Source organism: Vreelandella vilamensis (assembly GCF_031451755.1).
Lineage (GTDB): Bacteria > Pseudomonadota > Gammaproteobacteria > Pseudomonadales > Halomonadaceae > Vreelandella > Vreelandella vilamensis.
On the sequence record NZ_JARWAN010000001.1, the window covers coordinates 205,114 to 221,369 of the forward strand.

The 16,256-nt window shown below is 58.4% G+C and carries 12 protein-coding genes; 5 read left to right on the top strand and 7 right to left on the bottom strand.

The features are described 5' to 3' along the window. The first annotated feature begins 147 nt into the window (after window positions 1-147). Window positions 148-1,149 carry a diguanylate cyclase domain-containing protein gene (locus QC823_RS00935; protein WP_309654478.1) on the top strand — a complete coding sequence of 334 codons (1,002 nt, stop codon included), beginning with the start codon at window positions 148-150 and terminating at the stop codon, window positions 1,147-1,149. Further along, window positions 1,149-4,673 (top strand): response regulator, encoded by a 3,525-nt coding sequence (locus tag QC823_RS00940; RefSeq protein WP_309654479.1) that lies wholly within the window; start codon window positions 1,149-1,151, stop codon window positions 4,671-4,673. The genes QC823_RS00935 and QC823_RS00940 overlap by 1 nt, the downstream gene beginning before the upstream one ends. A 47-nt stretch (window positions 4,674-4,720) precedes the next feature. Here QC823_RS00940 and QC823_RS00945 read toward each other — a convergent pair whose 3' ends face one another. From QC823_RS00945 to ftsH, 5 genes are all read right to left on the bottom strand, one after another. Further along, window positions 4,721-5,518 carry an SDR family NAD(P)-dependent oxidoreductase gene (locus QC823_RS00945; RefSeq protein ID WP_309654480.1) on the bottom strand — a complete coding sequence of 266 codons (798 nt, stop codon included), beginning with the start codon at window positions 5,516-5,518 and terminating at the stop codon, window positions 4,721-4,723. 39 nt (window positions 5,519-5,557) lie between these two features. Further along, a complete protein-coding gene (locus QC823_RS00950; protein ID WP_309654481.1) occupies window positions 5,558-6,694 on the bottom strand; it encodes a lipocalin-like domain-containing protein in 1,137 nt (378 codons plus the stop codon). Further along, the gene (locus tag QC823_RS00955; protein ID WP_309654482.1) at window positions 6,691-9,186 is read right to left on the bottom strand and encodes an ABC transporter permease; all 2,496 of its coding nucleotides are present in this window, start codon (window positions 9,184-9,186) and stop codon (window positions 6,691-6,693) included. The genes QC823_RS00950 and QC823_RS00955 overlap by 4 nt, the downstream gene beginning before the upstream one ends. Then, entirely contained in the window at window positions 9,183-9,848 is a 666-nt protein-coding gene (locus QC823_RS00960; protein ID WP_309654483.1) for an ABC transporter ATP-binding protein, read from the bottom strand. The genes QC823_RS00955 and QC823_RS00960 overlap by 4 nt, the downstream gene beginning before the upstream one ends. A gap of 86 nt (window positions 9,849-9,934) precedes the next feature. After that, a complete protein-coding gene (gene ftsH, locus QC823_RS00965; RefSeq protein ID WP_309654484.1) occupies window positions 9,935-11,887 on the bottom strand; it encodes an ATP-dependent zinc metalloprotease FtsH in 1,953 nt (650 codons plus the stop codon). A gap of 188 nt (window positions 11,888-12,075) precedes the next feature. On the opposite strand from ftsH, the gene QC823_RS00970 reads away from it, so the two are divergent. Genes QC823_RS00970 through QC823_RS00980 form a run of 3 tightly spaced genes read left to right on the top strand, consistent with a single transcriptional unit; the run spans window position 12,076 to window position 14,253 of the window. Then, window positions 12,076-12,645 carry a GbsR/MarR family transcriptional regulator gene (locus QC823_RS00970; RefSeq protein WP_309654485.1) on the top strand — a complete coding sequence of 190 codons (570 nt, stop codon included), beginning with the start codon at window positions 12,076-12,078 and terminating at the stop codon, window positions 12,643-12,645. 15 nt (window positions 12,646-12,660) lie between these two features. Next, complete coding sequence (locus tag QC823_RS00975) at window positions 12,661-13,353, top strand: cysteine hydrolase family protein (protein WP_309654486.1); 693 nt, start codon at window positions 12,661-12,663, stop codon at window positions 13,351-13,353. An 18-nt stretch (window positions 13,354-13,371) separates the two neighbouring features. Continuing rightward, entirely contained in the window at window positions 13,372-14,253 is an 882-nt protein-coding gene (locus tag QC823_RS00980; protein WP_309654487.1) for a glycine betaine ABC transporter substrate-binding protein, read from the top strand. Window positions 14,254-14,331: 78 nt separating this feature from the next. Here the strand turns inward: QC823_RS00980 and QC823_RS00985 are convergent, their stop codons facing one another. Next, window positions 14,332-15,795: a sensor histidine kinase gene (locus tag QC823_RS00985; RefSeq protein WP_309654488.1), complete on the bottom strand. Its 1,464-nt coding sequence runs from the start codon at window positions 15,793-15,795 to the stop codon at window positions 14,332-14,334. Window positions 15,796-15,826: 31 nt separating this feature from the next. Next, window positions 15,827-16,252 carry a response regulator gene (locus tag QC823_RS00990; RefSeq protein ID WP_309654539.1) on the bottom strand — a complete coding sequence of 142 codons (426 nt, stop codon included), beginning with the start codon at window positions 16,250-16,252 and terminating at the stop codon, window positions 15,827-15,829. Window positions 16,253-16,256: the final 4 nt, after the last annotated feature.

Here is a 16,256-nt window from a genome sequence, read left to right on the forward strand (position 1 = left end):
TGCTTTCCTTTGCCAATTTCCTGCTGGTCTCTTTGACGCCTATGAACCTTCGGCCCATGTTCACTTAAATAGGTTACTTGTTAAGCTTGATTTTTAACCGTATTTTTCGGTTTTCGGCGCAAGGAGGCAAGAAAAAAGGAGTAGTAAATGCAACAGCCCGACGTGTTCTCGGCAGCAGTTGACCCTGAGGCTCAGGACGAGACCGTCGTACTGATCGTTGACGACGTACCCACCAATATCCAGATACTGGCCGATATTCTCAAAGAGGACTATCGCGTTCTTTTTGCCACCTCCGGAGAGCAGGCCTTAAACATCGCCGCGACCCGCGAGCCGGATTTGATCTTGCTCGACGTGATGATGCCGGGCATTGATGGTTTCACTGTTGCCACTCGGCTTAAGGAAGACCCTCTGTTACGCGACACGCCGGTCATTTTCGTCACCGCCATGGGTGAGGTGGAAGACGAGACCCGAGGCTTCGAGGTGGGGGCGGTGGATTATATAACCAAACCTGTGAGCCCGCCCGTCGTACGCGCCCGGGTACGCACCCATCTTGAACTCAAACACCAACGAGATTTACTGCGCCGCATCGCGCTGGTCGATGGACTGACCGGCATCGCTAACCGGCGCCAGTTTGATGAGTCCCTCGACCGCGAATGGCGCCGTACCCAGCGCCAGGGCGCGCCGCTCTCGCTGATCATGGCCGATATCGACTATTTCAAGGGTTATAACGATCACTACGGCCACGGTGATGGCGATACGGCGCTGCGCGCCGTCGCCCAGACGTTGAAAGCCCAGATGCGCCGACCGACGGATATCGCGGCACGCTACGGCGGCGAGGAGTTTGTCTGCATTCTGCCAGAGACGCCTTTGGAGGGTGCAGAGGAGGTCGCCGAGCGCATTCGTCATGCCGTGGAGGCTCTGGCCATTCCACACGCGGCCTCGCCCGATGCGCCCTGCCTAACCTTAAGCCTTGGGGTCGCCACCGCCGTGGAACCGACGAAGGCGTCTCAAAAGTCGCTTCTAACCCTGGCTGACCGAGCCCTCTACGAAGCGAAACAAGCCGGGCGCAATCGAGTGTGTTCAAAAACTTTGTATTCAAAAACTCTGGCTTCCTCTGAACCGCCTGACGCCAATGAGGAAATATCGTGATGTCCGAGCTCTCTCAGCGCAGCGACCTCCCGCGCTCCTTAAAGCAGAAAGGCGGCGTTGATCGTTTCGTGCTGCTAGGCCTGAGCACCATCATGGTCGCCGTTGTGTTGATTGTGGTGGATATCTGGCGTGAGCATAACAAAGCGCTGGACAACGCCTACCAGAACCTGGAAAACCTGGCGCGTATTGCCGACGGCCAGGTTACCAATAGTTTGCGCGCGGTGGCGATCAGCTTGCAGGATATTGCCCACGAAGTGGAAAGGCCGCTCATGCAAGCCGAGGCCGATGACCTACACCTCTTTTTGAAGGCGCGAGCAAGCGCTTTTCCCGAGGTCAATCACTTCTCTGTCACCGATACTGCGGGCATTATCCGGTTCAGCTCCTTGGCCGAAATAGAGGGGTTTGATGCCTCGCAGCGACCTTATTTTCTGGCTGCGCGGGAAGCCGGCCCTGAGGCCATGATCACAACGCCCCCCACTCTAACGACGCGTGGCAATCTGGCCATTTTCGCTGCTCGCGGTTTCGGGAATGGCGCCGATATCGGCAGACTTGATGGCGTGGTCCTCGCATCGCTATTACCCAGCTATTTTTCCGCGCGCTTGGCCTCACTGCTTTCGTCACCCGATGCCTTTGCCGCGCTTATTGGCCCAGAGGGAAGAATTCTTGCGCGAGAGCCCCATTTGGAAGCGTTGGTAGGAGAGGATACTAGCGAGCGCTCGAACGTTATAGAGCACCGTGATTCGGGAAAGCAGGTGAGTCGCGTTCGTGAAAACCCCTCTCTGGATGGCCATGATCGGCTTATCGTGCTGCGCAATGTCGAGCAGGGCAATATGCTGATTTCGGTCAGTCGCACGACGACAGAGGTGCTTGCCGAATGGCGTCAGAGTTCTATCGTCAAGACGCTGGCGGGGCTTGGCTTCGTTATCTTGATTTTGCTGATTATGGCGCGACTGCGCCGCCGTGATCGTGAAGTGCTCGCCGCCCGAGACTTTGCCGAAAACCTGATCGAAAGCGCCAATGTCATGGTGCTGGGGCTAGATCAACACGGGGCCATTCTCATCTTCAACGAAGCGGCGGAAAGACTCACCGGCTATTCCCGCGACGAGGTGAAAGGCAAGCATTGGCATACGTTGATGTCAGGTGACGTCGCCGCCTTGCCTCTGCCTGATGCGCCTCAGAGCCAGCAGAGCATGCTGCTCACACGGGATAATCAAGAGCGCATTATCTCCTGGCGCAACAGCTTCTTCGAGCCTGAAGAGTACGTGGTGAGCCAGGTTTCGTTTGGCATCGATATCACCGCCCAGATCCACGCCGATACCGTCATGCGTGAGGCACGTGAGGCCGCCGAATCGGCCAGTCGCATGAAAAGCGAATTCGTTGCCAACATGAGCCACGAGATCCGCACGCCCATGACGGCCATCATGGGCCTTGGGCACTTGCTCGAACACACCGAGATGAGCCCCTCGCAGCGTGATTACGTGCACAAGATAAGCATCGCGGCCCGTGCGCTTTTGGCGGTTCTTAACGATATCCTCGATTACTCAAAAGTCGAGGCTGGCAAGATGGAGCTCAATCCGGAGGATTTTAATCTGGATGAGCTACTCAGCACCTTGGCCACGGTGGTCTCGACGACGGCCGAGAAAAAGGACATTGAGGTGCTCTTTCGCGTTAACCCCGAGGTGCCGCATTATTTGTGGGGCGATGACCTGCGCTTGCAGCAGGTGCTGACCAACCTGTTGGGCAACGCCATCAAGTTTACGGAAAAGGGCCAAGTGGTCTTGGAGGTAAATCAGGTCTCGGCCGACGATGATGACTTCATGCTTGAGTTTCGTATTACCGATACCGGCATTGGGATGAGTGAGGCGCAGAAGCTGAGTTTGTTTCGTGCTTTCCAGCAGGGCGATGCCTCGACCACGCGCCGCTTTGGTGGCACGGGGCTAGGGCTTGCCATCAGTCAGCGGTTGGTCAAGCTGCTGGGCGGCAACATCAGCGTGGAAAGCGAAGAGGGTAAAGGCTCTTGCTTTGCTTTCAGCGTCCCTGTCAAAAAACAAAAAAACGGGCAGGAGGCGCCGCTAGGGCCACCCCTGGTAGGCGCCTACCGCACCCTGGTGGTGGATGATAATGATCTTGCCCGGGAAGCGCTTGCCGAAACGTGTCGCCGCTTAGAGTGGGAGGTGACAACAGCCGCATCCGGCGAGGAGGCGGTGGCGCTGCACCAAGCCGCCCGAGACGCGGGCAAGCCCTTTGAGGTCGTCCTGCTGGACTGGCGGATGCCGGGGCTTGATGGCCTGGAAGCGGCCACTCGAATGCGCTCAGGCCAGTCCGCTGAAGACCCCATGATTGTGCTGGTGGTAACCGCCTATAGCCGTGAAATGATTCTCCATCAGACCGATAACGATATCCTTGACGGCATTATTTCAAAGCCGGCGACACCCTCGCTTCTGCGTGCCGCCCTGGCCCAACAGCTACCCGTTGAGCCGTCGGGGCGAGTCATGCGCCTGGCAGGCCTTCGTCTATTAGTGGCCGAGGATAACCCGATCAACCAAGAAGTTGCCCGCGATATTCTCGAACAGGAAGGTGCCAAGGTTATCGTTGCCACCACCGGGCGTGAAGCGGTGGATATTTTGACCACGGAGGCAACCCTGCCTGACGCCGTGCTGATGGATGTGCAAATGCCGGAGATGGATGGCCTCGAAGCCACTCGCAGGTTAAGAAAAGATGCGCGCTTCTCCCGTCTGCCCATTGTGGCGATGACGGCTAATGTGCTGGAGTCCGACCGTGAAGAATGCTTCCAGGCAGGCATGAACACCCATCTGGCCAAGCCCCTGGATGTGGAGCAGATGGTGGCGACCCTTCTCGACGTCACGGGCCACACGCCCAAGGAGGCGTTGTTAAACGCTGATGAGGCAGACGCTGAACCCGAAAGCGGGATTCCAGGTATCGATCAAAAAGCGGCCTTGCAGCGCTTGGGGGGTAAAAAGCCGCTTTTATGGAAGCTTCTGCACAGCCTAGTGAACGATTTTGCCGAGGCCCCCGATGAGGTGGAAGCCGACCTGGCCAAAGGCCGCCCCGAGGAGGCTCTCCAGCGCCTGCACGCCCTACGGGGAGCCGCCGGTAACTTGGGTGCCAACGCCATTGCCGCTGCCACCTTCAACGCTGAGGCCGCTATTAAAGAAGGCAGCACTAGCGAAACAGCAAAGGCCCTTGAGGCGCTGTGGCACCAACTTGATATCACTTTCCCCGCCATTCGTGAGTGCTTGACCCAACGCGACCCCGAGTCGCCTGCCGGTGCCGGGGTGACCGTTACCCATGAACAGGTGGCCAAGCTTCAGGCGCTCTTGGAACGCAACGATTTCTCGGCATTGGATTTGTTCAACCGCTTGCGCCCCGCCCTTGCAGGCAAGCTCAACGCCAAACAACTGGGTCAGTTGGATGCGGCCATGTCGCAACTCGACTACCCGTTGGCGAGCCGTATTCTGGCAAGCGTGGTCACGGCCGATGAGACGTCGGGTGATGACACGTGATAATTGACGACGAGCGGCTAAAACAAGCGCTGATGCACATTAAGCCGCTACTCCAGTAATTGAGTGGCATGCCACTCCTGGCCATTAAAATGCTCTGACGGGATGTCGCTTAGTAGCGATACCAAGGCGATTCCCACCGAGTCCGCGGTTAAATAATGGCCTTGGTCGAGCCGCTGTTGCAGGTATTGCGCATGAGGCAGCGACAGCTCAGCGGCCACGTTTAGGTGGTCGCGTAAGCCAGGGGTATCGGCCAAGCCGGGTTGAAAAAGCGCGACACTCGCGGCGTAAGGCGTGAGATCCAGGGTGAGTTGTTCAAACAGGCGGCGTAAGGCCATTTTACTCACGCCGTAGGTGCCAGTACCTGGTTGCGCGTGGCGATCAATGCCTGCCCCGACCAGCACGATTCTGCATGGAGGGTAGCGACGTTCCAGGTGAGGCATCAGCGCGCGAATCAACGCCAATGGCGCGACGACGTTGAGCTGTAATGCCGCGTTTAAGTCGTCAGGATCCCAGTGGGCGAGGTCGGCGGCGGGTGTGCCGATCCCTGCGCAGTGGACGAAAGCACCTGGCGGTAAGTTACGTTTATCGAATGCTTGCGTCAGCATCTGGATCACGCGGTCGCGTTCTTCGTGCGCGGCAAGGTCGCCGGCGATGGCGATAAACTCACCCTCTGGGTGGCGCTGAGTTAACTCATCAACCAATGCCTGAAGCGGCGCCTGGCGCCGTGCCAGTAAATAAAGCGGTACTCCCTGAGCGGCGAACCGCTCGGCAGTGGCCCTGCCAATCCCGCTGCTCGCGCCGGTGATCACCATAGCGCCGCCCGGTGTTAACGTTTCGTGCGACATAACGTGTCTCCTGCTAAGTCAACATGAGATCACTAAACCTCAATACCCGGTCATCTCTAGATAGCCGACGCCGATGTTTTCCTGCGTTTCTGCCTGGCGGACCACCACATCGCCTTCCCAGTAAGGCACCGAGGTGGGCATCCAGCGGTTAGGGTGGCGCGCCTCAACGACAAGCTGCATATCGGCGTCGGGTAGCGTGAGTGACCAGCGCGTGGGAATATCTCGGCCCGCGACTGCCTGAGTTGCCAGCGACGTAAGCGTGACGCTATCAGGCCCGATAAGCTCGGTATGCCCATCCGCGGAAAGCAAATGGGCAAACACGTAGTCATCCCCACCATGGCCACCGCCTCTTAATCGATAGGTCATCAGCTTGCGCCCGTCTGCCAGGTGTAGCGAAAACCAGTCCCACCCGGTTTGCTCAGGGGTAAGCAGCTGGCTGCTCCATTCGCGGTCCAGCCAGCCTTGGCCGCTAACGTCGCGAGTCTTGCCGTTTAGCGTGACGCGGCCGCTGATCTGTAAGTAAGGCTGGCTGTAATAGTGTGACCCTTGGCCTTCCACGGTTTTGGCGTTAAAGCCGTTTTCTCCATGCCAGACAAGCGGGCCTTGCGCGCTGAGGGTGAGCTCGTAACCAAATCGCTCATTGCCTTCGCCGCTATGGGCGTTGAGCGAAAACGTCTGAAAGTTGGCATCGGCCGGGCTTTCTAATGTCCAGTCATCGATCCAGGCCTGAAACGGGGCTGCCTTGACGCCCGCTTGCCCGTTGGCTTGTTCGCTATGGCTGCGCGCAAAACGCTCGGCGGCAACGTGGGTTTCGCCCTGGGAAACGCCTAAATGTGCCATCCACACTTGATCCACGGCCCACGGCGACGGCGCAGGGCGCTCGTCCGGCGGGGTGAGTGCTTGGCGAAATAGCGTCCATTGCAGCCCGAGCGGCTCGCCCTGGTCGTCTTCCAGGTTGGCGGTGAGGTACCACCATTCGATGCGGTAATCAGGATGCGGGCCATGGTCTTGCGGAAAGCGAAGCGGCGATGAGGCATCCGCCTGAGCAAACGCCGCCGCGTCTTGCCCGAGCCCGGCAAATCCTTGAGGCTCGGCGGTCGGGGGCGCTTCCTGACACCCCATAAGGGCCAAGCAGCCTAGCGTAATAAGCAGAATTTGTCGGCGTTGACGACTCATGCGGCCCCCTCAGTTAGCATTGCCCGTGGTGATGATCGCCATAGTTTCAGCGAGGGCAACGCGGCGGCGGCTAGCGCCACCCCTAACGCGGTCAGTAGCGTGATGAAGATGTCCCCGGGGAAAAGGTGTAACGGCAGCCGCCAACCAAACGCGGCCACGTTGATGATGGCGACTAGCGTCCAGGTGATCGCGATACCCAGTGGCAGCGCCACCACGCCAGTGAGCAGAGATAACCCACCCAACTGAATGAGCGGCAGCTGCGCGAGCGTTTTGCGCGGCACGCCAAGTGCCCAAAGCACCGCCAGCTGGCGCTGCCGCTCTTGAGCTTGGGCCAAGAGCGTAGCGAAAAGTGCCAACGCTGCCACACCTAAGGTCAAGCCGTTTAACGCCCGGGTGATGGTGAAGGTGCGCTCGAAAATTTGCGTGGCCAGCCGTTTGATTTCCTGCTGGTTGATAAGGGCATCAGGGGAGACATCAAAGGTATCCGCCAGGGCTTGGCGGAAGGCCTGACGGTCGGCGTTTTCATCCACCACCAGCCCTATCGAGGCAACATCACCGCCAAAGCGCTGGATGAGCGCATCGGTGGGCATGAGTATCTGCTGGCGCGGGTTGCCGTAGTCAGGGTAAACCGCAGCGATCTCGAACGGCATCGCGCCTTGCGGTGTTTTCAACGTGATGACATCACCTGGGGCAAGCTGCTTTGCCACGGCCATCTGTTCGTTAATGAAGACGCTCTCGGCGGATAGTGCCGCCCAAGCGTCAGCGCGCCCTGTTTGCATATCGAGTAACGGCCAGCGGTTAGTGATCGTCGGTGCAGGGGTAAGCCCAAACAGCGCCATGCGTTCGCGGGTCGCCTCTTGTCCTTGTGTATTTCCCTGTGCCAGTAAATCGACGCTGCCACGGGCGGTGGGCAGTGTTTCAGCAACGTCAGGGCGGGCGTCAAGCCAATCCAGCATCGGCGTTAACGTCGACGGCGATGCGTTGATGTAAAGTGGCGTGGCTAACCGCTGATCCAGCCAATCCAGAAACGTCAGGCGAAAACCGCCGACCATACTGCTCACCCCTAGGTTAGTCGCCAAGGCAATAAGCAGCGCCATCATGGCGAGTGACAGGCGCGGTAGCTGTAGCTGGATATCCGCCACTGCCCAGTGAGCCAGTGGATAGCGATGCAAAAGGCGCTGTAACAAGCGCAGTACGCCGTTAATCAGCGGTGGAAGAAAGAGCGCGCTGGTTAACAGTAGGGCGGCGACAAACCCAAAGCTAACCAGAACCCCTTGACCGGACGGCAGGCGGCCAAGCCATAGCGCTAGACCGAGGGCGATAAGGGCGACCACGACAGCGCCTTGTGTCATCCGTTTTAGCTGGCGTTGATAGCCCCGCCGCCATGCTTGGGAGTTGCCCAACGCCAATACCTCCAGCCGTGCGGCGCGCCATAGCACGCCGCTCCCTGCCAGCAGCAGGCCGCCTAAGGTAATGGCGAGGCTGCCCACCCAATAGTGCCACGGCAACACTAGGCTGCGCTGCACATCGGCTTGGTAAAGCGACGAGAGCGTGGTCGCCACGTCGGGCAATAACTGGCCGGCGAGCCAAATGCCGCTGACAAGCCCAAGCGCTGACCCCACCACGCCGAACACCAGAAGCTCCAGCAAAATCGCCATGGTAAGGGTAAAGGCGGGCACGCCGAGCGCGCGCAGGGTGCGCAGCGTGGTCAGGCGCTGCTCCATGGCAAGCCCCAGCGCGGCCTGCACGATAAAAAGCCCCACCACTAACGACAGCAACGCCAGCGCGGTGAGGTTAAGGTGAAAGCTATCCGTTAGTTGCTCGGGCGATGCCAACGTAGCGGCTCGGTTGAGCCGGTACCCGTCGGGAGCCTGAGACAGCGCGCCAGGGGCGGTAACCAGTTGGCTCAGCGTGTTACCCCGATCTAGCAGCGCGGCGGCAGCGGCGATATCCATCACCAAGGTGTCCGGCGGCAGCGCCGGGCGCAGCGCTAATGGCGGCAGCCGTTGGTTATTGTTGACGGAGGGCGTCGCCCCTGGCGCTTGTTGGCGTGAAAGGCCCCATACATCCAGCGTTTCCGGGGCGAGCTGGGTTTGCCAAGGTGGGGTTAAAAACGCCGTCAACGCGTCGCCGCTACCGCCTAGGGTGTTGTCGCTTGGCAAGGTTAATGGGTCAATGCCAATGAGGGTCAAGCGTTCCTCGCCGATTGGCAGCGTACCTTCCAGCATCGGCGAAACCGGTAAACCCGCACGGCGCAGCGTCAGGTAGTCCTCGCGGGTGAGCGACTGCCCATCGCGGCGCGTTAACTGGTCAACATCCGCGCTAAATAGTGCGTTAGCGCGGGCGTAGCTGTCTTTTGCCGTGGCGTTCACGGCTTGCACGCTGCTCCACAGGGCGCTGGCGACCCAAAGCCCCAGCAACAACATGGCTAACTGCCCCGGATGGCGACGATAGTGGGCCAGCAAGGTGATGAGTACGCGCAGGATCATCATGTGCCGTCATCCTGCAGGCGGCCAAGATGCAGATGCACCAGGCGATTAAGCGGCGCTGCGACACGGGCACTGTGAGTCACCATCAGTAGGGCGCAGCGGGTTTCTGCCACTAGCTCAAGTAGCAGCGCAAGGACGGTATCGGCGCTTTGCTCGTCAAGGTTGCCGGTGGGTTCATCCGCTAGCAGTAAGCTGGGGCGAACGGCCAGCGCTCGGCCAATCGCTAGGCGCTGTTGTTGGCCACCGGAAAGCTGCTCAGGGAAATAGGCCTCGCGGCCGGCAAGCCCAAGGCGTGCCATCAGGTGGGCAGTCCACTGTGCGTCCTCGCGGTCTGCCAGGCGTGCCTGCAGTCGCAGGTTATCGATGACGTTCAGGCTGGGCACCAGATGGAACTGCTGAAACACCAGCCCAAGACGCTGGCGACGTAGCTTGGCGCGGGCGGGTTCATCCAAGGTGGAGAGCACCTGGCCGTCGATCTCGATGTGGCCTTGGTCGGGCACGTCGAGACCGGCCGCCAAATGCAGCAGCGTGGATTTGCCGCTGCCGGACTCGCCCATTAAAGCGAGGCTATCGCCCTGGTCGAGCGTCAGGTCGATCCCGTTGAGGACCGGCAGCTCCCCCTGCGGCGTGCTAAACGTTTTATAAACCTGCTGCAGGGCTAGCATGAGTGTCTCCTGTGACTAATGACGTCCACTACAGCAAAGCACAAAATGCTTGTACGCGTCGATATGATTGTGACGTTTTTGTATCGCTATTTGCTTTCCGGTACCAAGCCTGCAAGCGTCTCACGAATGTCGTTGGTTTCCAGGGTCTCGTGTTTTTCCAGGGCTGACGCCAAGGCATCCAATGCCTTGCGATTTTCCTTGAGGAGTTTGCGCCCCCGGTCTTCCAGGCTATTGAGCAGCTCGCGGATTTCTTCGTCGACAAGGCTTGCGGTAGCCTCGCCGAACTCCCGTTGCTGGCCCATCTCCTTGCCTAGGAAAACGTGCTCCTGGCTCTGAGCGAAGGTGACAGGGCCAAGGCGCCGGTTCATCCCCCAGCGGGCGACCATACGCCGCGCAAGCTGAGTGGCCTGCTCGATGTCGTTTTCAGCGCCGCTTGAGACTTCATCAAACACCACCGACTCGGCCAACCGGCCGCCGAACATGACCGTGATTCGATCGCGCAGGTAGGCTTCGCCCAGGTTGTAGCGTTCCTCGTTAGGCATTTGGGCGGTTACCCCAAGCGCCTGGCTGCGCGGCAGTACCGTGACTTTTTCAAGGGGGTCGGCTTTTGGCAGTAGATAAGCCAATAGCGCATGCCCCGCTTCGTGATAGGCAACGATGTGGCGCTCTGCGCTGGATAACCCCACGTCCTTGGCCTCGCCGAGAAGCTCGCGGTCGCGGGCGTCCGAGAAGCAGTCCCAGTCAATTTTATCCTGCTTGTTGCGCCCGGCCTCCAGGGCGGCCTCGTTGGCCAGATTGGCAAGATCCGCGCCGGAAAAGCCCACGGTCATCTCGGCAAGCCGTTCAAGGTCCACGTCGTCGGCAAGGGGCATGTTACGGGTGTGTACCTCAAGAATACGCCGGCGGGCGTCGCGGTGTGGGTTTTCCAGGGTTACCTTGCGATCAAAGCGGCCAGGGCGAAGAAGCGCCTTGTCCAGCACGTCGGGCCGATTGGTGGCGGCTAGCACCACGACCGAAGCGTCTTTCTCAAAGCCGTCGAGTTCAGCGAGAATCTGGTTGAGGGTTTGTTCACGCTCATCGTGGCCGCCGCCCATGCCCGCGCCACGGGCGCGACCGATGGAATCCAGCTCGTCGATAAACACCACCGAAGGTGCCTGCTTCTTGGCTTCCTTGAATAAGTCGCGCACACGGGAAGCCCCCACCCCAACGAACATCTCAATAAACTCAGAGCCACTGATGGAAAAGAAGGGCACTTCGGCTTCGCCGGCCACCGCTTTACCCATCAGAGTTTTGCCGGTGCCCGGTGGCCCCATCATCAGTACCCCGCGGGGAATTCGCGCGCCTAGGGCGCGATAGCGTTCAGGGTTTTTGAGGAAGTCGACCACCTCGGTGATCTCGCGCTTGGCATTCTCCGAGCCGGCCACGTCATCCAAGCGCACGTTACTGTCTTCACTTTGTATTTTGCGCGCCTGAGATTTGCCCATGCTGAAGGGGCCGCCGCCGTTCGCCATCATGCGCTGCTGCATACGGCCCCAAAACCAGAATAAAAGCCCCAGAATCAGTATCCAGGGGAGTGCTCTGACGAGTATCTGCTGCCACCAGGGCGGCTCTACCGGGCGAGCGGACACCTGAATGCCGTACTGCTCCAAGCGTTCGAGAAGACGCTCGCTCTCAATGACCGGGCGCGTGGTTTCAAAGGTCTCCGCCTCGCCCGCGTTCATGGCCTCACGGCCGGATTCGGTGAAGCGCCCCTCTACCGATTGGCCACGCAGGGTGACGGCTTCAATGTGCTCGCTTTCCACGGCTTGGAGAAAATCGGAATAAGCGAGATCCACCTGGGTTTGCTGTTCCATGCCTTGCAGGTAATAAAAAACCAGCAAAATGGCCAGTGTCATCCAGAGAAACATCGCCCACTGATTCTGGGGCGTGCCCTGGGGGTTTTTGCGAATGGAGAAAGGGTCCTTGGGGCGGTCTGAATCGCTGGAGGCACGGTTCGAGTCGTTTGGCGTGTTAGACGAAGAAAGGTGTGGTTGGGTCATCGCAGGCTCGTTGGCAATAAACTTTTCTTTAAGGTGATACTTATCAACAAGTATTACAAGGGCAAGACAGGTGAATCAACGCATACACACCGCATGATTCGCTGCGTTCTGCCGCCGATTTTGACAGTAACTATCTTTTTGTTTATTTTATTCAAAATATTCAATACAAATTGAATAGAGGTAAATCCATGCAAAAAACCGATACCCAGCGCCTAGACGAGGCCCGCGATGTCATGATGAGCGCCATTGCGCAGAGCATGGTGGCCTACGGTGTGACGCCCTCGGTAGGGCGGATTTACGCCGTGCTGTATTTTGCTGAATCGCCGCTAACGCTGGACGACGTCAAAGATGAAGTTGCGATGAGCAAGGCGAGCGTGAGTACCGGCATTCGTGAGCTGATCGATACCGGCATGGTGGTGAAAGTGTGGAAGAAAGGTGATCGCAAGGATCATTACATCGCCGAAAAGGACTTCTTCAAAAACTTCCTGAGCTTCATGGTCAAAATGCTGCGCCTCGAGCGCGGCATCATGCACAAGGCGGTCGAGCAGACCGAGCCCATCATGCGTGAGATCGCACAGAGTGGAGCCGACAGCGAGATCAGAGCACTCGCCGCCAAGGATCAGGCGCTGATAAACGGCTCGAAACCCTACCTGCGCTGGATCATGCAGCTGGCCAATGCCATGGAGTCTGGCGATATCTTTGAACACGTCCCCCGGCCCGAGCGCGACGAACGTCCATCGGACCATGAACCCAACTGAGAGAACGTATTGACGATGAAGAAAAGTGAAACCGCCCTGGTGGTGATCGACCTGCAAAAAGAAAGTGGTTTTGGCCTTGTTGGGTTGGATAGCGTGGTGCGCAACACCCAGCGCATGATCGAATCCTGCCGCGCGGCGGGTATCCCCGTGATCTACACCCGCCAGATCAATCGCCACGATGGGGTGGGCCTCTCGCTTGACGAGCCGCGCCACGCCAACGGTGAACCGCAGTTCTACGCCGACAACCGCGACAATATCGAGATTGTGGAGGCGGTTAAGCCGCAAGACAGCGATATCGTGATCGATAAATACCGTTGGAGCGCGTTTTTCGATACCAGCCTGGATTTGATGCTGAAAAGCCTCGGCGTGAAGCACCTCATCATCGGCGGTGTGGTCACCGACGGATGCTTAATGACCTCGGTATTTGACGCCTACTTCCGCGATTACCGCATTCAACTGGTACACGATATGTGTACCACCTCCAGCGAGGGTGCCCACATGGCCGCGCTAACGATCATGGCTAACTGGGTCTACGCCCTCGAAGTGCTGGATACCGACAACATGATCCAATGCCTGGAAGGCCAAGACTACGCCGCCTGGCAGGCGGACAAGGTCGATGCACTACCGTTTACCCCGGAAAACCTGCGCGCCACCTTTGGCAAGCTAACCGCACCGTCCTCGTCGTCACCAACGTCAACGCAACAGTAAAACAGCAAAGGAGTACGTATGAAATTCCTCAACGTATCTACCACGTTTTTTGTATCTGCTTTGATCGCCGCAGGTGCCCATGCCGCTGATCAGCCGCCGCTGACGGGCGAGGGGGTCGATGACACGACCATCACCTTTGGGATGCCGGCCTGGACCAGCACTGAAGCGCCGACCGCTATCGCCGCGCAGATTTTGGAAGAGGCGGGCTACACGGTTGAGACGAAGCTGCTTGCTCAACCCGCCATCTTCCAAGGTATGCAGGTCGAGCAGATCGACTTCTTCATGGATGCCTGGCTACCGCACACCGAAGCGGCTCGCTGGAAAGAATATCAGGATGATCTTCAAAAAGTGGCCACCAGCTACAAAGATGTGCCACTCGGCTGGGTCGTGCCTGCCTATGTCGAGGAGGAAACCATCGGCGACCTGGCGGGCAAGGCGGACAAGTTCGGTGGACAGGTAGTTACCATCGGTGTCGGTGCCGGCATGGTGGATATTTCTGAAAAGGTGATGGCCGATGACGCCTATGACCTTGATGGATATGAACATGCCTACACCAGCGAAGCCGCCATGATGGGGGTGATTCGGGAGAAAATGCCCAACAAAGAGCCGTTCATCATTACCGGTTGGCGGCCGCACTCCATGTTCTCTAAGTACGACCTGAAGTTTCTGGAGGACACGCAGGGCCACTTCCAGTACGACAGCGTTTTCGTGCTCTCGTACCAAGGCATCGAAAACAAGTATCCGCGTGCCTATGACATCATGTCTCAGTGGCACATCAGCGTCGCCGAGCTGGAAGCGATGATGGCTGCCTACGAAGACGACGATACGTCCTTTGAGGCATCTGCCGCTGCCTGGATCGAAGAAAACCGCGAGCGCGTTGATCAGATGTTGGGGTACTGAGCCGGCTTAAGCACGGCTTGTCCTGAATAGCTTACCCACGTGCTAGCACGTGGGTGAGTGGCGGCTTTAGCCGCTGAGCTACGCTTGCGTTAGCGACAGGGTGAAGGTGAAGCGGCTGCCGTGGCCTTCGCCGGAAGAAAAAACGCTAATGGTACCCCCGTGGTGTTCGACGATGCGTTTACAGATAGCGAGCCCTATGCCGGTGCCTTCAAAGCGGCTGCGCGGTTGTAAACGCGCAAACACACCAAAGAGCCGATCTTGTTGTTCCGGTGCGATCCCGATGCCGTTATCTTGCACGTCGACTTGCCAGTCATCCGCGTGCGGGCGACTGGTGATGGTGACCTCTGGGGTTTTACCCTGGTCTACGTACTTCAATGCATTATCCAACAGGTTTTGCAGAAGTCGCGTGAGTTCGTCGCGGCTGGCGTAGACCTCGGGCCATTCGCCTTCGATGTTAACTTCGCCCCCGCTTTCCGTCAGCATGGGCTTAAGAAATCCCATCACGTCGTTTAGCACGGCGCGGCTGTCGATCCACTCCATTGGCGAGGTTTTACGCCCCACGCGTGAGTAGTCGAGAATCCCCAGAATCATGTTGTCCATGCGCTCGGCGCCGTCACGGGCAAACTGAATCATCTCTTGGGCGTCATGGCTTAAGTCGTTGCCAAGCTCGCGGGTTAAAAGCTGCAGGTAGCTGTTAACCATCCGCAGCGGTTGACGTAAATCATGCGAAACCGCGTAGGCGAACTGCTCAAGCTCTTGATTGGAGCGAGTCAGCTCTTGTTGTACGGCTTTGAGCGATTGAATATCCAGATGGGTACCGATCAGGCGTAATGGTGCGTTGGTGGCATCGCGTTCAAACACTTGGCCGCGCCCCTGCACCCAGAAATAGCCATTTGCCGATTGATAACGAAACTCAATGACGAACTCATTTCCTTCCAGCAGTTGTTCGTTAACCGCTTTGCTACAGCGTTCAACATCGTCGGGATGCAATCGTGACTGCCACTGGGCGAACGTGAGGGGTTTATCAGAGGGCGACAGGCCGAGCATGCGGTAGCACTGGGGATCCCAAACAATTTCATCGCGCTGGGGATGCCATTCCCAGACGCCGAATCCGGCGGCCTGCTGCGCTAGCGCGTATCGCTCTTGGTTGATTTCCAGGGCGAGTCGGGCCTCCATGCGCGAGGTTACATCGACCCCGACGGCTTGAATGAACGTCAGCGCGCCGTTGTCGTCAAAAAACGCGGTGTTAGTCCACTCTACCCAGTGCGGCTCGCCCTTTGGCCCTTTCACACAGTTGATCAGCTGATGGCGCGGTGCCTCTGGCGTAAACTGGGCGTAGTGCTCGTGCCACTGGCGGCGTTGTGCTTCGCCCACCATCTCCAGCCAGCGCTTGCCGACCAATGCGTCCGGTTCGGCGTCAAAAAAGGTGACCATGGCCTGGTTCACGTACACCAGTGTGCTATCCGGCAAAAAGCGGTTGAGCATGAACGGGTGGTGCTCAACCAGCATGGCGTAATCGGCGTGCTCGGGGCTATTGCTCATCGCTCTTCTCGAGGTGGGGTTGTCTAGGGTTTTAGGGCCGTTTGACCAGTGTTAGCCAGTAATCTTCAACGTTCTGAATGGCCCTCAGAAACTGCGTGAGGTCCACGGGCTTGGTCACGAAACCGGCGCAGCCAAGGTCGTAAGATTCCACAATGTCGGATTCCGCCTCAGAGGTGGTCAGGACAATGACCGGAATACGTTTTAGCGTTTCGTCCTGTTTTACATGATCGAGAAAGGTCTTGCCGTCCATCCGCGGCATGTTGAGATCCAACAGGATAATATCCGGGGACGGGGCATCCTGATATTGGCCTTCACGACGCAAAAACGCCAAGGCTTCCACGCCGTCACCGACATCGCACACGTTGACCAGGAGGCGGCTTTTCTTGAATGCCGTCTTGGTTAGGTGGACGTCAGCCGGTTCGTCTTCGACAAGAAGCACGGTAAAATCGCTTTCCATTTCC

Excerpts from the sequence above, each read along its gene's own strand:
- QC823_RS00975 (WP_309654486.1), top strand. The coding sequence starts at position 12,661 with ATGAAGAAAAGTGAAACCGCCCTGGTGGTGATCGACCTGCAAAAAGAA.
- QC823_RS00945 (WP_309654480.1), bottom strand. The coding sequence starts at position 5,518 with ATGTCGCACGAAACGTTAACACCGGGCGGCGCTATGGTGATCACCGGC.
- ftsH (WP_309654484.1), bottom strand. The coding sequence starts at position 11,887 with ATGACCCAACCACACCTTTCTTCGTCTAACACGCCAAACGACTCGAAC.
- QC823_RS00950 (WP_309654481.1), bottom strand. The coding sequence starts at position 6,694 with ATGAGTCGTCAACGCCGACAAATTCTGCTTATTACGCTAGGCTGCTTG.
- QC823_RS00990 (WP_309654539.1), bottom strand. The coding sequence starts at position 16,252 with ATGGAAAGCGATTTTACCGTGCTTCTTGTCGAAGACGAACCGGCTGAC.
- QC823_RS00935 (WP_309654478.1), top strand. The coding sequence starts at position 148 with ATGCAACAGCCCGACGTGTTCTCGGCAGCAGTTGACCCTGAGGCTCAG.
- QC823_RS00980 (WP_309654487.1), top strand. The coding sequence starts at position 13,372 with ATGAAATTCCTCAACGTATCTACCACGTTTTTTGTATCTGCTTTGATC.
- QC823_RS00960 (WP_309654483.1), bottom strand. The coding sequence starts at position 9,848 with ATGCTAGCCCTGCAGCAGGTTTATAAAACGTTTAGCACGCCGCAGGGG.
- QC823_RS00985 (WP_309654488.1), bottom strand. The coding sequence starts at position 15,795 with ATGAGCAATAGCCCCGAGCACGCCGATTACGCCATGCTGGTTGAGCAC.
- QC823_RS00955 (WP_309654482.1), bottom strand. The coding sequence starts at position 9,186 with ATGATGATCCTGCGCGTACTCATCACCTTGCTGGCCCACTATCGTCGC.
- QC823_RS00970 (WP_309654485.1), top strand. The coding sequence starts at position 12,076 with ATGCAAAAAACCGATACCCAGCGCCTAGACGAGGCCCGCGATGTCATG.
- QC823_RS00940 (WP_309654479.1), top strand. The coding sequence starts at position 1,149 with ATGTCCGAGCTCTCTCAGCGCAGCGACCTCCCGCGCTCCTTAAAGCAG.